The following is a 22,388-nucleotide window of genomic DNA, read 5'->3' on the forward strand; positions in this document are numbered from 1 at the left end:
AGCCCGTTTCTCCTATCACTATAGAATGATGAGCGGATCAGGGCAACCATCCAAGAGGGGGGACGGAAAATCGCCAGCATGGTTGAAAGGCACCCGCACAGACCGAAGAGTGTTCGCATGGGTCAATCCGTGGAAGTCTGTTTTTTTCTCAGTGATTCTTCACAGAACTCGCAGGCTATGAAACCAGCTGCCTTGGCCTGCTCCACGTCCTTGAAGGCCATCCGGCACTGCGGGCAGTCATAGTCCGTGCAATCCGGTAGGTGAAAGAGGCCAGTGGTACTGTCGGCATGGATCGGCAGCTGGTCGACCGAGTCCTTGGTTGCTGCCGGCCGCTCCTTGGTCCCCCGCATACGGTGCAGCATCGACTGTCCCACGGCAGCGACCCGCTGACAGGCGGTTTTGAGAAAGCGGTCGTAAAGGGCGAGCACAAAGAGCTGGACCTGTTCCGGCACCAGGGGCCGTTCCCGGTTCACCCGCCAGAAAATGACAACGGTGAGGACGGAAAAGAGGATGTTGGGCAGCCACATGCCCAGCACCAGGGGCAGGGTGCCCTCCTCGCTCATCACCCGGGCGGTGGTGAAGGCGATGTAATAGAGGACAAAGACGACCAGCCCCAGCGGGATGCCCACGGCCCGGCGGCCGGGCGCGGCCTGCAGTCCCAGGGGCAAACCGAGGATGCTGAGGATGAAGCAGCCCACCGGCAGGGCCAGGCGGTGGTGATATTCGGAAAGGAAAATGCGATGGAGCTTGGAGTTGGGCTTTTGTTTGGCCGCGGCCCGTAACAGTTGCTGCTGGCTCATGGCCCCTCGGGTCTGGCTGGTAACATCCTCCTTGCCGATCTGGGTGGGAGGACGGAGGGAAATCTGCAATTGATAGCGACCGAACCGGACCACCTGATTGTCCGTGCCCTCGTTGTTGTGCAGGGTGCCGTCGTTGAGGACAATGGTGACCGTCATTCGTTCCATTTCCGCCTCCATGTGGCCGGATTTGGCCACGGTGATCAGTGGCTGCGTCCTGCCGCGCATGTCGGAAACGTACACTCCATGCCAGCGCTGCTGATCGTCGATTTCATCGACATAGACCACGATGTCGCCCAGGGCTTCGGTGAATTCCCTGGCCTTGAGCCCCTTGTCGATCTTCTCCTTGGCCAGCTCGAACATCAGCTGCTTGAACCCCAGCGCGCCGGCGGGGATGAGGCGGATGGAGAAAAAGCCGGTCAGGGTGGCGATGGCGGCGGCAATGAGAATCACCGGCGGCAGCATCTGCTTGAGGCTGACGCCGCAGGCCTTGAGCGCCAGGATTTCGCGGTCGTTGGTCAGCCGGGTGAAGCCGACGATCACCCCGGCCATGCTGGCCATGGGAATGATGTAGAGCAGCATCCGGGGAAAGATGTAGGAAAACAGGCGGATGAAATCCGCCAGGCCAATGCGCAGGGCCAACACCACCTCGAGCAGCGGAATCAGCCGCACCAGGAAAAAGACGCAGTAAAGGATGAGGAAACTGGCGAAAAAGGGAGCCAACAGCTCGTTGGCGATGTAGCTGTAGAGCAGCAGAGGAGGCCGCCGCAGACGGAAGCCGGAATCGTTGTTCCGTCTTCCCGTGGTTTGGGTCCGGTCTGTTGGTGCTGCCGGAGTTGGATCAGGACTCATTGAACGCGGATTTGATGTTGACGTCAATCCAGTGCTGATCCCACCATTCGATGGGGGTGACGAAAATACCGTGCACCAGCATGGAGAAATGGAGGTGGTCGCCGCCAGCCATGCCGGTCGCCCCGGAACGGCCGATCGGCTGGTTCTTTTCCACCAGGGTGCCCACGGTGGTGTCGATGCTGCTCAGGTGGGAGTAGAGGCTGGCAATGCCCTGGCCGTGGTCGATGATGACCATGTTGCCGTAGATGCCCAGATAGTCGGCGAACACCACCTTGCCCCGGTTGGCGGCGCGAATCTCGGCCCGTTCCAATGAGGCGATGTCCACCCCGAGATGGGTCTGGGTATCGATGGCTGTGCCGTTGTAGAGATAGGTGCGCTGGTCGGCGTATCCCGCCCGCCCCGAACCGGGCATGCGCAGGAAGCGATCCGACCACAGCTGCTGCGGATCAGTGGCGGCACAGACCTTGGCGATGGCTTCGGCGTTGTTCCGCCGGATCTGGTTGTTGACATAGAGATACTTTTCCACCAGGGTGCCGGTGCCCTGCATCTCCGGGTAGTGTTGCTCGAACTCCGGCATCTTCTGCAGCAGGAACTGCTCGCTGATCGTGATGCTGTCGCGCTTGTCCGGAACCGGCTTGAACACGGCGGCAAAAGGGGCAGTGCCTTCGTTGCCGGCCTCGTCGTAGGCCACGATCCGAGTTTTTTCCGGCTGGCCGGCGTCCCAGGGCAGGGCGAAGTAGGCGACGTAGGTATTGTTCTTGCCGGTGGCAAATCCGGGGAAGAAGACATTGTCGATCAAGACGCCGTGGCGGGCCGGCAGTTCGGCGACCGTGTACAGCGCCATGCCGCTGCCGCCCGGCTGGATGACCCGCTGGCCATGGACCAGGGCGACCTTGGGCGGGACGGTGTCCATGGTCACCGGGATACGGGTGAGGGTGCGGTTGCCCTTGAACAGGCCGTTGAGAGAAAAATCACGCACCAGGATGATCAACTCGGCGTCACCTTCCTTGATTCCGGCCTTTTGGGCGTCGATCACCACTTTTTCGTTGAGCGATTGCGGGCCGGCGGGCTTGAACCAGGCGGCGCGCGGGAAGGTTCGCTCTAACAACGTGGCGCTCTTGTCGCCTTGGGCAAGAGTGATGATCACCGCGCTGATGCCGCTTTTGTTGTCGGTGGCATGCAGGGGCAGTTCGATTCGGCCGCCCAGGTATTTGATCTGCTTGTCAAGCACCAGGGTCGGTTTTTCAAACTCGAAAAGGAGAAAGGCGACAACGGCCAGGGCCAAGCCGGCGGTGGTGGCCAGGGCAAGGAAAAACATCTTGAAAAAACCGCCTTTTCGCGATGAACCGCGCAATCGGATGTGGGTTGCCATGGGAAGGTCGTGTGGGGTGGAATTGATCGGATCTTTGGGTTGTTCTATTCGTTCCAGATGACGTCGTAGCGTTTGATGTGCATGTCAGGCACCGGGATGATGGTGAAGCGTTTTTCCGTCCGCTGCTCCAGCTGCTCGATGGTGTAGGATTCCTCGTTGAGCAGCATCTCGGCGATATGGGGATGAACCTTGATGGTGACGTGCGAGCCGCCGATCTTGCGCGCGTCGCGGCTGATCTTGCGGAAAATCTCATGGCAGATGGTGCGGCGCGACTTGATGAAGCCGTCGCCGCCGCAGTAGAGGCAGGGTTCGCACATGGTCTGGATCAGGCTTTCCGACAGCCGCTTGCGGGTCATCTGCACCAGCCCGAACTCGGACAGCTTGAGGATGTTGACCTTGCTCTTGTCGTTGCGCATTGCCTCCTGGAAAGCGGCGTACAGCTCCTCGCGGTGCTGCTCGTTCTCCATGTCGATGAAGTCGATGATGATGATGCCGCCGAGGTTGCGCAGCCGCAGCTGGCGGGCGATCTCGCGCACCGCCTCCATGTTGGTCTTGAAGATGGTCTCGGCCAGGTCGGAGGCGCCGACATAGCGACCGGTATTGACGTCGATGACCGTCAGGGCCTCGGTGGGCTCGATGATGATGTAGCCGCCGGAACGCAGCCACACCTTCTTGTCGAGCGCGCTGTTGATGTCCGCCTCCACGCCGTAGCGTTCGAACAACGGCAGGTCGGAATCGTAATAGGTGATCTTGTCCTGCAGTTGGGGGGCAAAGGTCTTGGCGTAGGAAAGCAGCTGCTCGTAGACCTCGGCGTTGTCGATCACCAGTTCGTTGATCTCCTCGGTGAAAAAGTCGCGCACCGAGCGGAGGATGATGTCGAGGTCCTTGTAGATCAGGCAGGGGGCCTGGGCCTTCTGCGCCTTGGTGAGGATCTCGTCCCACAAGAGCAGGAGGAATTCCATGTCCGCTTCCAGGGCCTCGTTGCCGATGTTTTCGGCCACGGTGCGCATGATGAAGCCGGTGCCCGGCGGCCGCAGGACCTCGATCCGGTCGCGCAGCTGCTGGCGGGTGGCTTCGTCCTCGATCTTGCGCGAGATGCCGATATGATCGGTCAGCGGCATGAACACCAGGTTACGGCAGGGCAGGGTGATGTTGCAGGTCAGGCGGGCACCCTTGGAGCCGATGGGTTCCTTGGCGATCTGCACTAAAATCTCCTGGCCTTCGTGGAGGATGTCGTTGATCGCCGGGGTGGCGGGAAGGTGGGACGGCGGAATCGACCTGAGTTTATGCCCCGGGGACAAGCGTTGATAATTCTCGGAAAAAATATAGAAGGCCTCGTCAACGTAGAGGAAACCGGTTCGATCCAGGCCAATGTCGACGAAGGCCGCGTCAATGCCGGGCAACACCCGGACCACCCGGCCCAGGTAAATGTTGCCGATCAGCCCTTTTTCCGAAACCCGTTCCAGGTGGAATTCGCGCAGGTGGCCGTTTTCCACCAGAGCGATCCGGTTCTCGTAGAAGGTTGCATTGATGAGGATGTCTGTGTACATAGAAATGCCTGGTCAAACGCCGTCCGCTGCGGCTGAAGACGGGACAGACAACGGTCCGGGCGCGTAAGTTTTTATGAAACAAGCATTTTACTATACTATACCGTCGGCAAACCGCCAGCGTAAATTGGCCGAGACAGGGTGGATAGGTTTGCCACTCGTCGGACCGCTGTTGACAATCTATTGATTTCAGTAATAATCCCCACGTATAACCGGGCCTGGTGCCTGGAACGGGCCATCGGCTCGGTGCTGGCGCAACAGCGTGCCTGCACGGAGCTGATCGTGGTTGACGACGGGTCGACCGACGACACCGCAGCCTTGGTGGCACGCCTGGCCAGCGATGCTCCCATTCCCATCCGCCTGTTGGTCCAGGACAACCGCGGCGCGGCGGCGGCCCGCAATCTCGGCATCAGCCAAGCTCGGGGGGCGTTGCTCGCCTTTCTCGACGCCGACGACTGGTGGCTGCCACGGAAGCTGGCCCTGCAAGCGGCGGCCATGGAGGCGGCCCCGGAGACGCTCGTCTCCCACACCCGCGAGATCTGGTTCCGCCATGGTCAACGGGTCAACCAGAAAAAGAAGCACGATCCTCCCCATGGCGACATCTTTGCGGCGAGCCTGGGGATGTGCGTGGTGGGCATGTCCACGGTCATGGTCCGGCGGCAGCTGTTCGACCGTTATGGCCTGTTCGATGCAACCCTGCCATGCTGCGAGGATTACGATCTGTGGCTCCGAGTGGGATGCCGGGAAGCGTTTTTCCTGGTGCCCGAATCGCTGACCGGCAAGGACGGCGGCCGGCCGGATCAGTTGTCGGTGATCCACCGCATGGGCATGGACAGGTACCGGATCCGCTCGCTGGATACCCTGATCGCCAGCGGCGTGCTGACACCGGCCCAGCACCGGGCAGCGGTGGCCGAGCTGGCCCGCAAATGCACCATTTACGGCCAAGGCTGCATCAAACATGGCCGGCCCGAGGAAGGCCGGCGCTACCTGGAGCTGGCCGACCGTTACCATTCAGCGAAGGGACACCACTCGTGAAACAGACTTCCTACGGCGACCCCGCCCGCTTCGTCACCCGCCTGCACGTGGCCGAAGACTGCTTAGAGCTGCCCTACACCCAAGAGATCATGGCCCGGGCAGCGCTACCGGTGACCGTGGTCGGCGAACGGGGCGGCCCCGCGATCGACGGCGACTATCCCGCCAACCTGACCGCCGGCAAGCATCACCTGTTGCTGTGCCGCAACCGGGGCGCCTTTTTCAAGCCCTGCCCCGGTACCCGCGAGTACCGCTGCTGCAACTACCAGGTGCTCAACATCGGCATGAATTGCCCCATGGACTGCGTCTATTGCATCCTCCAGGCCTACCTCAACAACCCCTGGCTCAGCTTCTTCGTCAATGTGGAGGACCTGTTCAACGAACTCGATACCGCGCTTGACGCCGAGCCGGACCGCTTCTTTCGCATCGGCACTGGCGAGTTCACCGACAGCCTGGCCCTGGACAGTCTCACCCATCTCAGCCCCCGGCTGGTGACCTACATGGCCGGCCGGACCAACGCGGTGCTGGAACTCAAATCCAAGAGCGTCAACATCGCCAATCTGCGCGGCCTCGATCATCGGGGCCGGACCCTGGTCGCCTGGTCGCTCAACAGTCCGCCGATCATGGCCCGGGAAGAAATCCGCACCGCCACCCTGGACGAGCGGCTGCAGGCGGCGGCCCACTGCGCCGAGTGGGGGTACAAACTCGCCTTTCACTTCGACCCGATCATTCTCCACGACGGCTGGGAGGAGGGGTACCGTTCCACCATTGGCCGCCTCTTTGCCACGGTCCCGGCCGAGGCCATCGCCTGGATCAGCCTGGGCGCGTTGCGTTATCTGCCCGCGCTCAAGCAGATCGCCGCCGACCGCTTTCCAGCCTCGCGCTTTTTCTATCAGGAATTTGTCGACGGCCTCGACGGCAAGCGCCGCTACTTCCGTCCCCAGCGGGTGGCCATGTACCGCCTGATCCTTGACGAACTGCGCAAACATGCCCACCCCTCCACCTGCATCTACTTCTGCATGGAAAACGACACTATCTGGCGCGAGGTCTTCGGCTTTGCCCCCGACGAGCATGGCGGCCTGCCGGCGATGCTGGATCGGGCGGTGGGGTGAATCCGGTCTCTGTTTCTTTATTTCTGTCGCGGACCCTGCTTGCTCTCCACGTGCTTTATTTCCGGTTGCCGTCCTTCCTCTTATTGCGGCCTTGTTCACCTTCTCCGGCTGATCGCTCCCGCTTCGGACGGGGAGCAATTTCAATAACCGTTGCCGGTTTCCTGATCGATGGATATAGAAAAGGCAGAGTGCACGGCATGGTTAGTTCTTGTCAGCGGCTAAGTCGAGGATGTCCGTGCTGTGAGGGAGGCCGCGATGAGCCAGGGGGCAAAGGGCTTGCTGGATCATTTGGAGAGAACCAACGAATAACCGGGAGGTTGCCATGGCGCAGTTACCCATAATGGAAAAAGGAAGATCCCTGGGATGTCAGGCGGAGTGGCCTCTTTTTTACATGAACGATTTTTCACGGCTGGGCCTTCTGGTTCCGGACTTGGAGCAAACGTTGCGCGCCTTGAAGGCCCGAGGGTACCTGGTACATGAGAACGAGCAGGGCTGCCTGCTGGAAGTGGACAGCCGGGACCACCTCAACGGTGCCTTTGCCGCTCTGGCCGAACAGCAGGTTGCCTACGAGCTGGCCGATTTGATCAGCTGCGTTTACCAGGGGTGATAGCCCCTCGTTCCGCCCGGCGGGCGGACACTTGTGTCACGGATCCCTCCGGTGGAGCATGTCCAGTATGACGCTCTACGTGAGGTAATATCCAGTTTTTTTCTTTTTATCGGGTAGTCATCAGTTCATGAACAATGAGTCGTTTCGTGGGAACCCACCCACCCCGCCATGGGTGCCGCTTAGTTTTTCTTTGACCTTTCTTTTCCGTTATCCCCGTCTGCTGGGTTGGAGTCTTATCCTGGTGTTGCTTACCGGCACGCTGACCTGGCTGGGCTATCTGTTCTCGGTTGACCTGATCAGCCAGCTCACCGGATCTTTTTTCACCACCCCGCCGACCGTGGAAAAATTTTGGCACTGGCCGGTGTTGTGGGGCTGGATTGCCCTGAAGTGGATTTTTTTCGTCCTTTCACGGGTGGTGGCCTTTTATCTGGCCTTTGTCCTGGCCTACAGCCTGACCACGCCGGGCTACGTGTTCCTCAGCACTTGGGCCGGCAACCGTTACACGGTGCAAGCCGGAGAGGGCGAGGCCAGCCTGACCCTCGCTGGTGTCCTGATCGATCTGTGGGAGGGCGTCAAAATTGGCGCCATGGGGCTGGTGGTGGCCGTGGCGGCCCTGTTTGCCAATTTTATCCCGGTGATTGGACAGGCCGCCGTGTTTGTTCTTTACACCTTCTATTCGGCCCTGATGTTCGTTGATTATCCGGCCTCTCGCTACCGCTGGACCCTGGGCGAAAAGCTGCGCTGGGTTCGGCGCTATCATCAGCAGGCATTCCGTCTAGGGATCTTTCCAGCCATGATCAGCATGATCCCGTTGCTCAACGTCTTTCTCATGGCCTTGTTCTTCCCTTTGTTCACCATTCATACCACCCTCAATTTTCTGGTGATCGAAGGGAAAAAAGAAGTGATTATCAGCCGTTGAGGACGTGGCTGTATCTGTAGCCAGTTGTTTGGAGCTGATTTCCGGAAGAGGAAAAACAGGGGAGCGCGGCCTTGCGGAGACAGGTGGTCGCGGCTCCCGTCAGCGTGGAATTTCTTAGACGGGAGCCGGTATGCGGCGGGGGATCAGCGATCGCGCCAGGAAACGATGAACACCGAGCCGAAGCCCAAGGCCAGCATCAGGTGAAAGATGAAGAAGCTGTAGTCCTTGAGATGCACGCTCAGCAGCAGGGCGGCGCAGAAGATCAGGGTGAGCAGGCCTTCGAGAATCAGGGTGTTGCTGATCGGATTTTTTTGGGTGTTGTCCATCCGCTGGCGAATGCGGCCGACAATGTTGTACTTGGGCGTGCGCACAAACGAGGACTTGATGCCCAGATACCCTTCGATCACCGCCACCGAGTTGTGGAAACTCAAGCCCATGGACATGGTCAGCAGCAAGGGAAAATAGACGATCAGGGCCAGAACCTGTTTCCATGACAGGGGGCGGGGCAACAGGTTGATGTTGGCGTAGAAATAGACCGTGGCCACACCGACCAACCCCAGGAGCGAAAGGCCGAGAAAGCGGGTGTCGACTCCGAGATCGTCGAGAAAGGGCAGCAGCGCGACGCTGGTGACGGCAATCATCAGGACGGCGACAAAGATCGAGCTGTTGAACAGGTGGGCTAGGGCGTGCATCTTGGTGGCGAGATCAAGGTCGCTTCTCAGAATCACCGGCGTCAGGCGGCGGGCGTTCTCGGCTCCGCCCTTCATCCAGCGGAACTGCTGCGACTTGATGCCGTTCATCTCTACCGGCAGCTCGGCTGGGGCCTCGACATCCTCCAGATAGATAATCTCCCAATGTTTCAGCTGTGCCCGATAGCTCAGGTCCAGATCCTCGGTCAGGGTGTCGGCCTTCCAGCCACCCGCATCGTCAATGGCCTGTTTGCGCCAGATACCCGCCGTGCCGTTGAATTGAAGAAAATGATGCCCGGCCTTGCGTCCCATCTGCTCGATGGTGAAGTGGACGTTGAGCTGCAGGGCCTGGAGTTTGGTGAACAGGGAATAATCGTCGTTGAGGTGAGTCCAGCGGGTTTGGACCACGCCGACCCGTTCGTCCTGGAAATAAGGCACGGTGTTGCGCAGGAACTGCTTGTTGGGCAGAAAGTCGGCGTCAAAAATGGCGATGAACGCACCCTTGGCGTGCAGCAACCCCTCGGACAGGGCACCGGCCTTGAATCCGGTCCGGTCGGTGCGATGGATGACCCGGATGTCGATCCCCTGAGCGCGATAAAATGCGGCCTTCTGCTCGCACAGTTCGGTGGTGTTGTCGGTTGAATCGTCGAGCACCTGTACCTCGAACCGGTCGCGGGGATAGTCCATGGCCACGATGTTGTCGATCAGCCGTTCCGCCACATAGGGCTCGTTGAACAGCGGCAGCTGAATGGTCACCAGGGGCAGTGCATCCTCGGCCAGTGGTTGCGGCGGGGTGACTTTTTTCTTCCCCAGATAATGAAACAGCAAATTCAGCTGAAGAAAGTTGTACAAGAGGATGAGAACGAGAAAAAATACGTACAATCCAAACAGTATGTAGATCAAAGCGTATTTCCTTGGTTGAAAACAATGAAAGGGGGGCGGCGAACAGGCGGCGGCGACGGACACGCCAGCCTCTTCTGCCTGCCGGCGTCACGGCTCCATGGGAGGATCGAGGTGCACACGCCGCTGCCGTTGTCAGGATCCTCTTGGCTCACCAGCGTCCCGCAAGATCAAACCGGCAATTCTACCGAAGCGGATGCCCCCTGTCAATGTTCCCGTCCTGAAAAACGAGGTATCGGCGCCAGCCGTCCGCTGAAAAAGGCGATGGTCGGTTCAGCGGTGCCGGTCAGGGCGAGTGACGGGATCTGGATTCGTCCATCAGGTGCTCCAAGTAGCGCTGGCTGTCATGGAGATCGGCGCGCAGGCGGTCATAACGTCGGTCCAGTTCACGAAGCTCCTGACGAAGCTCACGGCGCCGGTCCTTCGAGAGTCCAGAGTCCCGCAGACGGTCTTCGACGCTGGAGATTTGGCCGTCAACGGACGCAAGTTCCTGTTTTATGCGGTAGACCTCGTAGGCGGCTTGATTGTAGTGGGCAAAGGTGGCGTCGATCGCAGGCGGGCAGACATGCTGGTAACGGCTCCCCGCAAGGCCGGTGACAAAGGCGTTGGCATAGCGGCAGTACTCGCGCAAGCCCTGGTCGCGGCCGGCAAAATAGTGCTGCCGATCCACGGGCAGTCCGTACTCCGCGCAGGCGCGGACATGCTGCTCCAAACGGCTGGCCTGTTCTCCACCCAGGCCGTCGGTCATGCCGATGCCGAACCAGTCGCCCTGCTGGCACTGTTCGCGGCTCAGGGTGGCGCATCCGGCAAGCAGAAGGATCAGCAGCAAAAACACGTTTCTTTTCATGGCCTAGCCTCGTCTGGCGGAGCGACAGGTTTCCACGCATCCACGGTGTTTCTCCCTGGGGCGGTCATTGGACCTGGGTTTCCTTGAGCAGGGTTTTGAATTTTGCCGGCAGTTCCAGGGAAAATTCCATGGGCGCGCCGCTGATCGGATGGGCAAAGGAGAGAAAGGAAGCCTGCAAGGCCAAACGTTTGATCGGATCGGTCTTGGCCCCGTATTTCTTGTCACCGGCCACCGGATGGCCCTGCTCGGCAAGATGAACGCGAAGCTGGTTCTTGCGCGCGGTGACCGGAATGAGCTCGACCAGAGCATAGTCGCCTGCGGTGTGGATCACCTGATAACGGGTTTCGGCGGGCTTGCCCGCGCCACTGCCGGTCTTGTCCGAATAGACGCGGTGGATCTTCGACTCGCACAACAGGCTCTTGATGGTCCCGCTGGGGGGGCACGGCGTTCCCTCGACAATGGCTCGAAACCGTTTCTGAGCTTGCGGCCAGGACTGTTGCAACGCATGCTTGGCCTGTTCGGTCTTGGCGAAGACCAGCAGGCCGGAAGCTCCCTGGTCAAGGCGATGGACGATGAACACCCGTTCCTTGCCATCGGGCCGTTCGCCGAGGCAGGCGGTCAGCTTGTAGAACATGGTCTTGGTCTTTTCGCTGGCCGAGGCAATGGTCAGCAGGCCCGGCGGCTTGTCGACGACCAGGATCTCCTTGTCTTCATAGACAATGGTGATGCCCGGACACGGCGGATAGCGGACACCGCCTTCCTTTTCCGAGGTGACAACCAGCACGTCGCCGGCCGCGAGGGGGTGTTCAGGATGGGCGGGCAGCTGCTCGCCCACGCGCAATGCCCGGTACTTGAGCAGTTGTTTGACCTTGGTGCGCGAATAGCCGTTGGCGAGCAGGGCTGCCAGAACCGTTGTTGCCTGGTGAATCTGAATTTTTTTCATGTGTGGTGCCGTTGTGATCGGATAGTGAGAGCCATGCATCCATGGGCGTGTTGTCGATGAATCGACCGCCTGCCGGCGTCGGGTGTGAAGTTCGGTTCAGCCGTCAAGGACCGTGCGCACGCACCGCGCCAGGTCGGCCATGACCACTGGTTTATGGAGAAAGCCCTCGATGCCGATGGCCCTGGATTTGCGGCTGTCGAGCTGTTCGCTGAATCCGGTGCAGATGATGACCTTGACCTCAGGGCGGATTTTCTTGATTTCCCGATAGAGTTGCAGGCCCGTCATCTGCGGCATGGTCAGGTCGGCGATCAGCAGGTCGATCCGGTCGGCCAGGTTGCGGAAGGCCTCCAGGGCATCGTAACTGCTGATGCGCACTGTCACCTTGTAGCCGAGGCGCTCAAGCATGCTGGTGGTCACGTCGGCAATGGATTTCTCGTCATCGACCAGCAGAATGTGCTCGCTGCCCCGGGGCATTGGTTCTTGGCTGCGATTGTCGGGAGGGGCCTGGTCGGCGGCCAGTTCCACCACCGGAAAGAAGAGGGTGAAGGTCGTGCCCTTGCCCAGCTCGCTCGTGACCCGGATCTCGCCGCCGTAGCCGCGCAGGATGCCGAGCACCACCGCCAGCCCCAGGCCCGTGCCCTTGCCGCGCGGTTTGGTGGTGAAATAGGGGTCGAAAATTTTGGCCATGGTCTCCTGATCCATGCCATGGCCGCTGTCCTCGATGGTCAGCTGCTGGTACAAGCCGGGGGAGATGGAGAAATGGTCGAATTCGCCGATGCCGAGGGTCACGGTTTCCAGGCGAATGCCGAGTCGGCCGCCGGTGCTTTCCATGGCGTGCAAGGCGTTGGTGATCAGATTCATCAGCACCTGATGCAATTGGGTGGAATCGGCCATGACCCGGGGGCCGTGATCGGGCAGCTGGCAGTCGATGGCGATGGTGGCGGGCAGGGTGGGACGGATCAGGTGCACCACCTCGCGCGCCACCGAGGCAATCGAAACCGGCTGGATCTCCTGATCGACCTGGCGGCTGAAGGTCAGGATCTGCTTGACCAGGTCGCGCGCCCGCCGGGAGGCGTCGATGATCCCCTGGCAGTGTTCGCAGACTCCGCCGTTGCCGGTATTCTCCACCAGCATCAGCTCGGCCCGGCCCATGATCGGAGCAAGGAGATTGTTGAAATCATGGGCAATGCCGCCGGCCAGGCTGCCGATGGCCTCGAGTTTCTGGGTCTGCTGCAGCTGCTTTTCAAAGGTTTTGATTTCATTTTTCAATTTGACCTGCTCGGTGAGGTCGATCACCGTGACAAAAACCTTGTTCCAGTTCTGGGCAAAACCCGAGGCGACCACGGCCCGCCGTTCTATGGTCAGCGACGCGCCATCCAATGTTTTGTGGTTGAGGATGATTTCCGAACACCCTCCTTTGTGGAGGTGGAGCAGGGTATGTTTGAACTGCCCCGCCTGATCGTCGGGCCACACCATGGTCAATCTGGTCAGTTCGTCGGGCGATCCTGCTCGGTACATGCGCAAGGCGGCCTGATTGGCGCCGATGATCCGCGCCATGGCCAAACAACGGCTCAGGCTTTCCGGATTGTGGTCAAAATAGGCGCCGATATCGGTAACTCCCTGTTCCGTCAGTTGATCGATGAAGGTCTTGACCGCGCTCAAATCCTCTTCGAGCAAGGGAATGGGCGAGTGCTCAAACAACAAGTGGTAGCGGGCCTCGGTTTCGGCCAAGGCCTTTGATTTGTCGGTGATGATGGTTTTCTTTCGCTGGTTGAGGACGATCAGGATCACGAGCAGCAGGGCGGCGGCGATCAGTCCGGCCACCGTGAACAGTTGCGATACAGGGGGGGCAGCAGAATTGAGCGAGCATGGCACTACCTCCGGTTGCGTTCCTGCGTCGAGGTCGATCTGTCGGAAAAAGGCGGCCGCGCCACGGATGGAATCATGGGGACAGGAGAAGGGGGATCAGCGAACAACATGCCCTATAGTAGGGAGAAACATCCGCAGTTGTCAAAAGGAAAAATCCCGATACTTGGGGCGGATTGACCGCGGGCGGGCAGGGGGTTGTCCCGGTTGCGCTGGAAACGGTTGACACGGCGGTGGTGATATGTGAAGACGGGTACGATTTTCACCCCGCGGCATCCCGTTTGACAAGGAGATTTCATGGTATGTGTTCGACTTCGGAAGAGAAATGGCAGTTCTGGATCGATCGCGGCGGCACCTTTACCGATGTGGTGGCCAAGGCGCCGGACGGCCGGCTGACCAGTTGCAAGCTGTTGTCGGAGAATCCTGAACGCTACCCGGACGCGGCCCTGCACGGTATCCGTTCCCTGCTGGGGCTGGAGGGAGACGCGCCTATCCCCGCAGAGAGAATCGCATCGGTCAAGATGGGGACCACCGTGGCCACCAATGCCCTGTTGGAACGGCGGGGGGAGCCGACCCTGTTGATGATCACCCGGGGGTTCGGCGACAGCCTGCGCATCGGCTATCAGAACCGGCCCCAGCTCTTTGCCCGCCATGTCGTCCTGCCGGAAATGCTGTATGCCCAGGTGATCGAGGTGGAGGAGCGGATCGGTGCCCACGGCGACATCGTGACCCCGCTCAACGAGGAACAGGCGGAGCGTGGGTTGCGGGACGCCCATGCACAGGGGGTGCGGGCGGTGGCCATCGTGCTGGTGCATGGCTACCGGTTTCCTCGGCATGAGCAGCGACTGGCCGCCTTGGCCGAATCCATCGGCTTCACCCAGATTTCGGTCAGCCATCGGGTCAGCCCGCTCATCAAGCTGATTGCCCGCGGCGACACCACCGTGGTCGATGCCTATCTCTCGCCCATCTTGGACCGTTATGTCGAGCGGGTGGCCGGTCAGCTACCCATCGGCGGCAGCGGCACCCGGCTGATGTTCATGCAGTCGAGCGGCGGTCTGACCGATGCGTTCCTGTTTCGCGGCAAGGATGCGGTGCTCTCCGGCCCGGCCGGCGGGGTGGTCGGCATGGCCCGCACCGCGGCCATGGCTGGGTTGACTCGCCTGATCGGCTTTGACATGGGCGGCACCTCCACCGACGTGACCCACTTTGACGGCACGTTCGAGCGCAGTTTTGAAACCGAGGTGGCCGGGGTGCGGCTACGGGCGCCGATGATGCGCATCCACACCGTGGCCGCCGGCGGCGGTTCGATTCTCCATTTCGAGGCCGGCCGTTTTCGGGTGGGACCCGATTCCGCCGGGGCCGATCCTGGTCCGGCCTGCTACCGGCGAGGCGGTCCGCTGACCGTGACCGACTGCAACGTCCTGCTGGGTCGCATCCAGCCGGAGTATTTTCCCGCCGTGTTCGGCCCCGGAGGGGATCTGTCGCTGGATCGCGCGGTTGTACGCGACAAATTTCTCCAGCTGGCGGCGCGGATTGGCGCGTCCACGGGAAGGCCCCCTGCCGGCGCCGAGACCGTGGCCGAGGGGTTTTTGCGCATCGCGGTCGAGAACATGGCCAATGCAATCAAGAAGATTTCGGTCCAGCGCGGCTACGATGTCACCGCCTACACCCTGCAGTGCTTCGGCGGGGCCGGCGGCCAGCACGCCTGTCGGGTGGCGGATGCCCTGGGCATGGAGCGGATCTTTCTTCATCCCCTGGCCGGAGTGCTGTCGGCCTACGGCATGGGGCTGGCCGATGTTCGCGCCCTGCGCGAGACACAGATCGAGCATCCCTTTGCCGATCCGGCCCTAGCCGCCCAGATTGCCGATGCCGCCGAACCGCTGCTGGCCGAAGCCGATGCCGAGGTGCGCAATCAAGGGGTGACCGAGGACCGGATCCACCCCCTGTGCACGGTCTCTCTGCGCTACAGCGGCACCGACACCGCCCTGGCGGTGGAACTCGATACTCCGGAAGCCATGCGCCGCGCTTTTGAGGCGGCCCATCGCCGGCGATTCGGCTTCATCTCGCCGGATCGTGAGCTGATGGTCGAGACCCTGGCGGTCGAGATCGTGGGCTGCGGCGAACCACTGCTGGAACCGGAGCTGCCCTTGACCGAGACCGCTGTCCAGCCGGCGCGAAAGGTGCCCATGTGGAGCGGCGGCGCATGGCGGCAAGTGCCGCTGTACCTGCGCGAGGATCTCAAGCCGGGCCACCGGCTGCAGGGACCGGCAATCATCGTCGAACCCATCGGCACCGTGGTGTTGGAGCCAGGTTGGCAGGCCTTGGTCAACAGCCGCAACCACCTCCTGATGGAACGCCGCGCAGCCCGCCCAGGAGTTGAAGTCGTCGCCACCACCGTTGATCCGGTCATGTTGGAAGTGTTCGCCAACCTGTTCATGTCAATTGCCGAGCAGATGGGCGTGACCCTGGCCAACACCGCTCATTCGGTCAATATCAAGGAACGGCTCGATTTTTCCTGCGCCCTCTTTGACGCCGACGGCAATTTGGTGGCCAATGCGCCCCATGTGCCGGTCCATCTGGGGTCCATGGGCGAATCGGTGCGGGCCGTTCTGCGCGACAACCGGGGGCGGATGCGGCCCGGCGACGTGTTCATGCAGAACGCGCCCTACAACGGCGGCACCCATCTACCGGACGTGACCGTGATCACCCCTTGCTGGGATGCGGCCGGACGCGAGATTCTCTTTTTCGTCGGCTCGCGCGGACATCATGCCGACATCGGCGGCCGTACCCCCGGCTCATCGCCGCCCGATTCGCGCCGTATCGAGGAAGAAGGCATCGTGATCGACAACTGGCTGTTGGTGCAAGAAGGGGTGTTCCGTGAGCAGGCCACCCGGGAGTTGCTGCTCTCCGGTCCCTATCCCTGCCGCAAGGTCGAGCAGAACCTGGCCGATCTGACCGCCCAGATCGCGGCCAACGAGACCGGGGTACGCGAGTTGCGGCGCATGGTCGAGCACTTCGGCCTGGACACGGTCCGCGCCTACATGCGCCATGTCCAGGACAATGCCGAAGCCTCGGTGCGGCAGGTGTTGTCGGCCCTGCGCGATGGCGCGTTCACCTATCCCATGGACGACGGCAGCCGCATCCAGGTGCGGATTACCGTGGATCCAACGGCCGGCGAAGCCATCATCGATTTCACCGGCACCTCGCCCCAGCATCCGGGCAACCGCAATGCGCCCCGTTCGGTGTGCCGGGCCGCGGTGCTCTACGTGTTCCGCACCTTGATCAACGATGATCTGCCACTCAACGAGGGCTGCCTCAAGCCATTGAGGATCGTCATTCCCGAAGGATCGATGATCAATCCCCGCTATCCGGCGGCGGTGATTGCCGGCAACACCGAGGTTTCGCAGGCGATCACCGACTGTCTCTACGGTGCGCTCGGCCTGTTGGCCGCCTCCCAGGGGACGATGAACAACTTTCTCTATGGCAACGAGGTCCACCAGAATTACGAGACCATCTGCGGCGGTACCGGTGCCGGGCCGGATCACGATGGCACCAGCGCGGTGCACAGCCACATGACCAACACCCGCATGACCGATCCCGAGGTGCTGGAACTGCGTTTTCCGGTGCGGGTCGAGGCTTTTGCCATCCGCCGGGGCTCCGGGGGCCGCGGCCGGTTCCGGGGTGGCGACGGCGTTGTCCGGCGGATGCGCTTTCTCGAACCCATGACCGCCACCATTCTTTCCTCCAGCCGGGTGACCGCCCCCTACGGGCTTGCGGGCGGCCAGCCCGGCCAGTGCGGCCGCAACACCCTGGTGCGCAACGAGGGACGGGTGGTCGCCTTGCAAGGAAACGACGAGGTGAAGGTGGACAGCGGCGATGTGATCGTCATCGAAACCCCGGGTGGCGGCGGGTTTGGACCGCCCGACGCCGAGCAGCCGGTCCGATGACCTCCGGATCGTTTTGCCGGGGATCGCGGCCCCGCTGGCCCATGGCAGTCTGCTTGAGACAAGGTGGTGATCAGGTGGCGGCGAGGGAAAATTGGCGGTAGCTTCCGGTAACTTCAAAATAACATTGACAATAATTTCAGGTTTGGCTAGCTTTCGCAAAGCCCGTTGCAGGTACGGCAATTCTTACCCTCCAGGAGCGCACATGGCACCCTTCACCTACGAGGCAAAGGACCTGTTCCAGTGGTTGACCACCCGGGAAGACATGGTGGTGGTCGATGTCAGAAATGAAAAGGATTTCAATCGCTTCCACGTCGAAAGCCCTTATCCGTTCACCCTCCGCAACATTTCCTATTACGAATTCATGGAAAACGAGGAGGAGTCGGTTGGCCGTATTCCTCAAGGCAGCAAGGTGCGCATCGTCTGCGCCAAGGAAGGGTCAGCCAAGTATGTGGCGGATATTTTTGCCAAACATGGATACGACGTCGGCTATCTGCGCGGCGGCATCAAGACCTGGGGCAATCTCCTGGTGCCGATGCTGGTGGCCCGCAACGATGGGTACGAACTGTATCAGTTCATCCGTCCGGGCAAGGCCTCGTGCAGCTACGGTCTGATCAGCGGCAAGGAGATGATGCTCTTCGACCCTTCGCGCAACCTTGAATTCTATCTGGGCTTTGCCGCGGACAAGGGCTGCATGATCAGCAAAACCTTTGAAACCCATCTCCAAGCCGACTACATCGCCGGCAGCCGCGACATCGCCAAACGAACCGGTGCCGTGTTTTACGCCAACGACGGCGATTTCAAGACCTCGAAAAATCCCTACACCCCGTTGCGCGACGGCGAGATCCACCGTTTCAGCCTCGGCGGTCCCACGGTGCGGATCCTGTTCACCCCCGGTCATACCCCTGGTTCCACCTCCTACGTGATCGACGAGCGGTTCCTCATTTCCGGGGACATGGTGTTCATCAACTCGGTCGGCCGGCCCGATCTGGGAGGCAAGGCCGAGGAATGGGCTGGCATGCTGTTCGACTCGATCCAGATGGTCAAGGGGCTCGATCGCCAGCTCATGGTGCTCCCCGCGCACTATATCGACTGGGATGAGGCCAACGAACAGTTGATCTTCACCCGCCCCCTGGGTGAGGTGTTCGAGCGCAACCAGGAAATTTACGAAATCGGGACGCTGGCGGCCTTTGTCGACTTCATCAAGGCCAATATGCGGCCCCAGCCCGAGGAATACGCCACGATCCGCCTGGTCAACGCCAACCTCCGCGAGGAAGACGAGGACCGCCAGGAAGAACTGGATCTGGGCAAGAACGAGTGCGCCGCCTCGGCCTATGCCAAGACCCAGACAGCCAGGGCCGGTTGAGGTCACCGCGCCGCTTTGCTTGAATGATTGTCAGGCTGTCCGCGGGCCCGCTCCGGACCGTCGGTCGTTTTTTTTCCTTCTTCTTTTCATACAAGGTTTATGCAGATACCACATCTCTCCTCCTCTCTATGCAAAGGGCTGCTGTTCTTTTCCCTCCTCACCCTCGCCAGCCCTTGGCCGGTTCCGGTTGCCACCGGCACCGATCTGCCCACCACCCCCAAGGCAGAAACCGCCATGGCCCAGACCCGGCCCAAGATCCAGCAGGAGTTGCAGGCCAAGGGCTTTGCCGTCGGGCAACCGATTTTTGTCCGTATTTTCAAGATCCCCGGCATACTCGAACTGTGGATGAACAAGGGCCGTGGATTCGAATTGTTCAAAGCCTACAAGGTCTGCAACTATTCCGGCTTCCCCGGCCCCAAGATCAGCGAAGGCGATTGGCAGGCACCCGAGGGCTTCTACAGTGTTTCGGCCGAGCAGCTGAATCCCAATTCCGGTTATCACCTGGCCTTTGATATCGGGTATCCCAATGCATTCGATGTGGCCAAGCGCCGGACAGGCAATCTGATCATGGTGCACGGCAACTGCAAGTCAGTGGGCTGTTTCGCCATGACCGACCGCCGCATCGAGGAAATTTACCTGTTGGCGCACGAGGCCCTTGCCCAAGGCCAGGAGCGGTTCGATGTCCACATCTTTCCTTTTCCGCTGACCCAGCGCAATCTGAAGAAATTCGCCGCTTCGCCCTGGATCAAGTTCTGGGAGAGTCTGGAGCCGGGTTATTCGGCCTTTGAGATGTCCAAGCAGGTACCGCAGATCGCGGTACAAAACGGCGAGTATGTGGTCACCTCGCGCGTGCCGAAACTGGCCATGCGCAACAGCTTCGAACAGGATCGCTCAAACTAAACCCGGGGCCGCGCATCACGCAAACGGCACGCCCGCCGCACAGGCTTTTTGCCGGCCGCTTATTTTTTTCCTTCAACGCCTTTGTTGACGAACTCCATCCGGGCAGGGTACCGCCCGGATGGAGTTTTTCTTTCACACAGGCGGCGAGAGACACCGTATCGGAGAACGCGATGACCGGACCAATAGCCGTTGAAATCCTGGCGGTCGGCAATGAGCTGCTGCGGGGCGAAATCCTCGACACCAACAGCCACTGGATCTGTCGTCTGGTCAACAGCCGGGGCGGCCGGGTGGTCCGGGTGACCATGCTGCCGGACATCGAGGCGGAGATCGTCGCTGCGGTGCGCTCGGCCATCGACCGGGAGGTGGCGGTGGTGTTCACCTCGGGCGGCCTGGGGCCAACCGACGATGATCTCACCCTGGAGGCGGTGGCCAAGGGAGCGGGGGTGGAACTGGCGCTCGATGCAACCGCGCGGGAAATGGTGCGGCAACGCTATGACGATTTCCATGCCCAGGGCGTGCTGGCCGAGGGCGGGCTCAATCCTTTCCGGGAAAAGATGGCTTGGTTGCCGAAGGGCGCCGTGCCGCTCCATAACCCGGTGGGCACCGCTCCGGGAGTGTTGCTGTCCGTGGGCCGAACGGTGATCATCTCCCTGCCGGGAGTGCCACCGGAACTGGAGGGGATCATCCGCCACTCGCTGGCCGCTTTCATCGATCAGACCTTTGGCAACGGCGGGAGCTTTGCCCGCAGCCTGACCGTGCGCTGCAACGACGAGTCGATCATGGTGCCGGTGCTCAGCCGGGTGGTCGAGGGACATCCCCATGTGTACATCAAATCCCTGGCCCGGGCGTTGGGCGAGGTGGCGGAGTTGGATATTTTGTTCACGGTCATCGGCGGTGACGCGCATCAGCGCCAAGACTGGGTTGATGCGGCGATGGCCGAACTGGAACAGGGTTTGACGGCGCTGGGTATCGAACATTGGGAGAAGCAGCGTCATCTGGGTGACGACTCGGCCTGGGCGCCTTGCGTACACCAAAGATGTTTCATCCCCTGAGCCAGAAATCCACCGGATGAAAACGCTCGGCATCGAACAGACCGCGATCGGTCAGTTTGAGGGCCGGGATCACCGGCAGGGCAAGGAAGGACAGCGTCATGAAGGGGGCGCGCAGGCTGCAGCCGCAGGCCCTCGCCGCCCGGGTGACCAGGTCATGCTCAGCCGCCGCCTGCGCACAGCCCCCGGTTGTCATCAGTCCGGCCACCGGTAGGGGCATGACGTGCAGCTGCCCCTGCCCATCCGTGACCGCCAGTCCGCCGCCATGGGCCACCACCGCATTGACGGCCCGGGCCATGAGGGCGTCGTCGGTACCGGCAACAATTACGTGGTGGGCGTCATGGGCCACGCTGGCGGCCAGGGCTCCGGCGGTCAGCCCGAAACCGGCGGCCAGCGCCAAGCCGGGCGGCGCATCAACGGTGTAGCGGTTGAACACCGCCAGTTTGACCAAATCGCGTGCCGGATCAGCGACCACCGCGCCGCCGCGCATGGTGGGTTGGCAGCTGCCGGCATCGGTGAGCAGTTGGCCATCGCGCACCCCGATGACCCGGCAGGACCCCTTTTGTGCGGGAATGCGGAAGCTTTCCGCATACACCGGACGCAGGACGAACTGGTTGGGACAATCGAGCGGCTCCAGGAGCGGCAAGCAGCTCTCCCCGTTCTCCGCAGCGACCTGACCGGCGAGTACCGTGCGCCGCACGCGGAAATCGCGCAGATCGTCGACCTCGATCCAATCTGCTCGGTCCCCCGGCTGCAGCAGGCCCAGGTCAAGGCGGTAGTGGCGCGCGGGGTTGACACTGGCGGCCCGCAGCACATCGAACAGATCGATACCCGCAGCCACCGCGATGCGCACCGAGGCGTCAATATGGTCCCGTGAAAGGTCATCGGGGTGTTTGTCGTCGGTGCACAGCATGCAAGCGTGCGGAAAGCGGGCGAGCACCGGCAGCAGGGCGTCGAACTGCCGGGCCGCCGATCCCCGGCGGAGCTGAATGAACATGCCGGCCGCCGCCTTCTCCATGGCCTCGTCAAGATCGAGACACTCGTGGTCGGTGCTGATGCCGGCCTGGAGGTAGCGGCGCAGATCCTCGCCGCGCAGGCCGGGCGCGTGGCCATCCACCGGTTTGCCGCGCTGCCGGGCGGCCGCGATCTTGGCTGCGGTTTCCGCGTCTCCCGACAGCACGCCGGGGACGTTCATCATCTCCGAGAGGTGGGAAATGTCGGGCCGGGCGAGCAATTGGGCGACCTGGGCGGCATCGAGGACTGCTCCCGCGCTATCGAATGGCGTGGCAGGTACGCAGGAGGGCGCGCCGGTGGCGAAACGAAACGGCGTCCGGGCCGCCTCGGCGAGCATGAACTCCACCCCGCGCCGGCCGAGCACATTGGCGATTTCATGGGGGTCGGTCACCGCCGCCACGGTTCCGTGGCGCACCGCTTCCCGGGCAAAGGCGGTGGGGGTGAGCATCGAACTCTCCACATGAACATGGGCATCGACCCATCCGGGCAGGAGGAAACCCGGCGCGGGCGAGGATTCGGGGACCACGGAGGCAATTCGGCCCGTGGGCCCGACTTCGATCCGCGCCCCGAACATCCGCCGATTGACCGCGTCCACCACTGTGCCGCTGACTGTCCTGACCTGTTCCATGGTT

The 22,388-nt window shown here is 61.5% G+C and carries 16 protein-coding genes; 8 read left to right on the forward strand and 8 right to left on the reverse strand.

Annotated elements, in window-relative coordinates:
* Nucleotides 1-122 precede the first annotated feature (122 nt).
* The 3 genes from lptF to DESPR_RS05430 are packed head-to-tail and all read right to left on the reverse strand — an operon-like array spanning nt 123 to nt 4,571.
* Complete coding sequence (gene lptF, locus DESPR_RS05420) at nt 123-1,649, reverse strand: LPS export ABC transporter permease LptF (protein WP_015723808.1); 1,527 nt, start codon at nt 1,647-1,649, stop codon at nt 123-125.
* Nucleotides 1,639-3,021 carry a M23 family metallopeptidase gene (locus DESPR_RS05425; protein ID WP_015723809.1) on the reverse strand — a complete coding sequence of 461 codons (1,383 nt, stop codon included), beginning with the start codon at nt 3,019-3,021 and terminating at the stop codon, nt 1,639-1,641. Before DESPR_RS05425 ends, lptF begins: the two co-directional genes overlap by 11 nt.
* 44 nt (nt 3,022-3,065) lie before the next feature.
* On the reverse strand, nt 3,066-4,571 hold the full coding sequence (locus DESPR_RS05430) for an Rne/Rng family ribonuclease (protein ID WP_015723810.1): 1,506 nt from the start codon (nt 4,569-4,571) through the stop codon (nt 3,066-3,068).
* Between the two features lie 180 nt (nt 4,572-4,751).
* On the opposite strand from DESPR_RS05430, the gene DESPR_RS05435 reads away from it, so the two are divergent.
* From DESPR_RS05435 to DESPR_RS05450, 4 genes are all read left to right on the forward strand, one after another.
* Entirely contained in the window at nt 4,752-5,603 is an 852-nt protein-coding gene (locus tag DESPR_RS05435; protein WP_169701536.1) for a glycosyltransferase family 2 protein, read from the forward strand.
* On the forward strand, nt 5,600-6,712 hold the full coding sequence (locus DESPR_RS05440; RefSeq protein ID WP_015723812.1) for an SPL family radical SAM protein: 1,113 nt from the start codon (nt 5,600-5,602) through the stop codon (nt 6,710-6,712). The genes DESPR_RS05435 and DESPR_RS05440 overlap by 4 nt, the downstream gene beginning before the upstream one ends.
* A gap of 391 nt (nt 6,713-7,103) precedes the next feature.
* Nucleotides 7,104-7,319, forward strand: a complete 216-nt coding sequence (locus DESPR_RS05445) for a hypothetical protein (RefSeq protein WP_043769710.1) — start codon at nt 7,104-7,106, stop codon at nt 7,317-7,319.
* A 127-nt stretch (nt 7,320-7,446) separates the two neighbouring features.
* Nucleotides 7,447-8,238 carry an EI24 domain-containing protein gene (locus tag DESPR_RS05450; RefSeq protein WP_015723814.1) on the forward strand — a complete coding sequence of 264 codons (792 nt, stop codon included), beginning with the start codon at nt 7,447-7,449 and terminating at the stop codon, nt 8,236-8,238.
* 143 nt (nt 8,239-8,381) lie between these two features.
* Here DESPR_RS05450 and DESPR_RS05455 read toward each other — a convergent pair whose 3' ends face one another.
* The 4 genes from DESPR_RS05455 to DESPR_RS05470 form a co-directional block, all read right to left on the reverse strand.
* The gene (locus DESPR_RS05455) at nt 8,382-9,830 is read right to left on the reverse strand and encodes a glycosyltransferase (protein WP_015723815.1); all 1,449 of its coding nucleotides are present in this window, start codon (nt 9,828-9,830) and stop codon (nt 8,382-8,384) included.
* 283 nt (nt 9,831-10,113) lie between these two features.
* On the reverse strand, nt 10,114-10,674 hold the full coding sequence (locus tag DESPR_RS17090; RefSeq protein ID WP_015723816.1) for a DUF2799 domain-containing protein: 561 nt from the start codon (nt 10,672-10,674) through the stop codon (nt 10,114-10,116).
* Nucleotides 10,675-10,738: 64 nt separating this feature from the next.
* Complete coding sequence (locus tag DESPR_RS05465) at nt 10,739-11,617, reverse strand: RluA family pseudouridine synthase (protein ID WP_015723817.1); 879 nt, start codon at nt 11,615-11,617, stop codon at nt 10,739-10,741.
* Between the two features lie 96 nt (nt 11,618-11,713).
* Nucleotides 11,714-13,441: a hybrid sensor histidine kinase/response regulator gene (locus DESPR_RS05470; RefSeq protein WP_015723818.1), complete on the reverse strand. Its 1,728-nt coding sequence runs from the start codon at nt 13,439-13,441 to the stop codon at nt 11,714-11,716.
* 344 nt (nt 13,442-13,785) lie between these two features.
* Between DESPR_RS05470 and DESPR_RS05475 the strand changes: the two genes are divergently transcribed.
* From DESPR_RS05475 to DESPR_RS05490, 4 genes are all read left to right on the forward strand, one after another.
* Nucleotides 13,786-17,430: a hydantoinase B/oxoprolinase family protein gene (locus DESPR_RS05475; RefSeq protein ID WP_015723819.1), complete on the forward strand. Its 3,645-nt coding sequence runs from the start codon at nt 13,786-13,788 to the stop codon at nt 17,428-17,430.
* 202 nt (nt 17,431-17,632) lie between these two features.
* Nucleotides 17,633-18,793: an MBL fold metallo-hydrolase gene (locus DESPR_RS05480; protein WP_015723820.1), complete on the forward strand. Its 1,161-nt coding sequence runs from the start codon at nt 17,633-17,635 to the stop codon at nt 18,791-18,793.
* 99 nt (nt 18,794-18,892) lie between these two features.
* Nucleotides 18,893-19,693, forward strand: a complete 801-nt coding sequence (locus DESPR_RS05485; RefSeq protein ID WP_015723821.1) for a L,D-transpeptidase family protein — start codon at nt 18,893-18,895, stop codon at nt 19,691-19,693.
* Nucleotides 19,694-19,863: 170 nt separating this feature from the next.
* The gene (locus DESPR_RS05490; protein ID WP_015723822.1) at nt 19,864-20,745 is read left to right on the forward strand and encodes a competence/damage-inducible protein A; all 882 of its coding nucleotides are present in this window, start codon (nt 19,864-19,866) and stop codon (nt 20,743-20,745) included.
* On the opposite strand, the gene ade is transcribed toward DESPR_RS05490, so the two are convergent.
* Nucleotides 20,735-22,384 (reverse strand): adenine deaminase, encoded by a 1,650-nt coding sequence (gene ade / locus DESPR_RS05495; protein WP_015723823.1) that lies wholly within the window; start codon nt 22,382-22,384, stop codon nt 20,735-20,737. The two genes, DESPR_RS05490 and ade, sit on opposite strands and share 11 nt — an antisense overlap.
* Nucleotides 22,385-22,388 lie beyond the last annotated feature (4 nt).

Origin of the sequence: Desulfobulbus propionicus DSM 2032 (assembly GCF_000186885.1) — a bacterium.
GTDB lineage: Bacteria > Desulfobacterota > Desulfobulbia > Desulfobulbales > Desulfobulbaceae > Desulfobulbus > Desulfobulbus propionicus.